This is a genomic window from Streptomyces sp. NPDC048352 (assembly GCF_040651895.1).
Classification (GTDB): domain Bacteria; phylum Actinomycetota; class Actinomycetes; order Streptomycetales; family Streptomycetaceae; genus Streptomyces.
This window is the reverse complement of record NZ_JBEZKZ010000166.1, coordinates 1-1,791: the sequence shown is the minus strand read 5'-3', so window position 1 is coordinate 1,791 and position 1,791 is coordinate 1. Positions and strand designations below refer to the sequence as shown.

The 1,791-nt window shown below is 75.3% G+C and carries 4 protein-coding genes; 1 reads left to right on the top strand and 3 read right to left on the bottom strand.

All coding sequences use genetic code 11. The annotated features are described in order from the left end of the window. Positions 1-504 (top strand): restriction endonuclease (locus tag AB0D45_RS34795; protein ID WP_362466705.1); only part of this gene is annotated, 504 nt, incomplete at its 5' end. Positions 505-533: 29 nt separating this feature from the next. Here the strand turns inward: AB0D45_RS34795 and AB0D45_RS34790 are convergent. The 3 genes from AB0D45_RS34790 to AB0D45_RS34780 all read right to left on the bottom strand — a co-directional run bounded on the left by AB0D45_RS34790 (position 534) and on the right by AB0D45_RS34780 (position 1,431). After that, entirely contained in the window at positions 534-800 is a 267-nt protein-coding gene (locus AB0D45_RS34790) for a GlsB/YeaQ/YmgE family stress response membrane protein (RefSeq protein ID WP_362466702.1), read from the bottom strand. Positions 801-947: 147 nt separating this feature from the next. Then, a complete protein-coding gene (locus AB0D45_RS34785; RefSeq protein ID WP_361611782.1) occupies positions 948-1,124 on the bottom strand; it encodes a hypothetical protein in 177 nt (58 codons plus the stop codon). Positions 1,125-1,221: 97 nt separating this feature from the next. After that, entirely contained in the window at positions 1,222-1,431 is a 210-nt protein-coding gene (locus tag AB0D45_RS34780) for a hypothetical protein (protein ID WP_362466699.1), read from the bottom strand. Positions 1,432-1,791: the final 360 nt, after the last annotated feature.

Genomic DNA, 1,791 nt, shown 5'->3' with positions numbered 1-1,791 from the left:
GCCCTCCAGGTCGCGGCGGAGGCCGCCGCGGCGGACACCGTGCGCCCGCCCGCACCGCCCCGGGCCCCGGACGCAGCCGACTGCGTCGCGCTCGAGGACCCGGCGGCCGACTGCCGACCGCCGGACTACGACGCGCTGGACGCCGACGCGTTCGAGCGGGCGGTCGCCGGCCTGTGCGAACGGGACGGCTGCCGGGACGTCCGCGTGGTCGGGGGCGCGGGAGACCTCGGCGCCGACGTACTGGCCACCGCTCCCGACGGCAGGCTCCTCGTCATCCAGTGCAAGCGCTACGGCCCCACGAACAAGGTCGGCTCGCAGGACGTGCAGCGCTTCGGCGGCACCTGCTACGCGGTGCACGAGGCCGAACTGGCCGCCGTGGTCACCACCAGCGACTTCACGCAGCCCGCGGAGGAGTACGCCGAACAGTGCGCGATCGTCTGCTTCGGCCGCGAGGCGCTGCTCGGATGGTCGGCGGGGACGGGACCGGCCCCCTGGGAGCGGTGACCGGCCGGCCGCCCCGGCCGCCGCACCGCTCAACGGCTCCTGCGGCCGGCGACCAGCCGGTAGACCAGCAGGACGATGACCGAGCCGACGACCGCGGCGATCCACGTGGACAGGTGGAAGAAGCCCTTGATCGAGTCGACCCCGAAGATCACCTTGCCGAGCCAGCCTCCGAGGAGGCCGCCGACGATGCCGATCACCATCGTGAGCAGGCACCCGCCGGGGTCCCGCCCCGGTGTGAGCGCCTTGGCGATGGCTCCGGCCAGCAGGCCGATCAGGATCCAGGCGACGATGCCCATGTACACCTCCGGTAAGCGGCTTCGTGCCGCCGCCATGTGACGGCACGTGACGTCGTGGGCCGTCTCACCCGGGCCGCCGCGGCTAAACCCGCCCAAAAGGGAAAACGGGCCGGTCGCGCCGCGGGCGGCGCGGGCGGACGGCCCCCCTCAGCGGCGCCGGAGGCGGCCGGACCGGGCTCCGCCGACTCCCGCGACGTGGAGGGCCAGCAGCATCAGACCGATGATCATGAAGTTGCCCGATGAGAACACGTGGTTCGTGGAGATCTCCGCCGCGTTGATCAAGAAGGCGATGAAGAACAAGACCGCGGCCGCTATACCCAGCATTACTGCTCCTTCCAGAAGGTAAGGGTTGTATGCCCCCGCATTCCGGGGGCACGCAGGCCCCCACCCGGCGGAGGGATGGCCGCTTGCACGTTCGCGGCTACCGCGCCCGGTCGTCGGTCCTCGGCGCCTGCCAGGGGCCGTCCAGGGCCGCGGCGGCGTGGTCGTTGAACCAGTAGTCCCCGGCGGCCAGGTAGCGGACGCCGCGGCTGCCGGCCGAGGGCGGGGCGCCGGTCTGGCCGGCGGGCGCGGTGCCGGGCAGGACGAAGGCGGTCTGGTCGCGGTCGCGGTGGGGGGTGCGCTCCAGCACGAAAGGCTCCTCGGCTCGACGGGTGGGTACACCTCATCGTCGGTGGTGGGCACGCGGCGCGCCTGCCGGCGCCGGGTTCTTGCCGGTCCGTCACCCGACCGCCCCGTGCAGGGCCGCAGCGGGTGCGCGGCGGCCCCCGGCGTGCGATGGTGCCGGAGGGAGCCCCGACGAGGGGCTGCCCGCGCGAACAGGACCCGGCCGGGGCCCGTAGTCACCGTGGCCGGGTCCTGTCACGCTTCACGGCCGCGGTCCGCGCCGCCGTCACTGCGACGTGCGTACGAGGGGCCCGCCGGGGCGCGCGGCGGGGGGGGGGGGGCGCCCCGCGGGGGCGGGGGGGGGGGGGGGCCCCCCCCCCCCCCC

Bases quoted from the DNA above. Each gene is read 5' to 3' on its own strand.
- AB0D45_RS34790 (WP_362466702.1), bottom strand. From the start codon at position 800: ATGGGCATCGTCGCCTGGATCCTGATCGGCCTGCTGGCCGGAGCCATC.
- AB0D45_RS34785 (WP_361611782.1), bottom strand. From the start codon at position 1,124: ATGCTGGGTATAGCGGCCGCGGTCTTGTTCTTCATCGCCTTCTTGATC.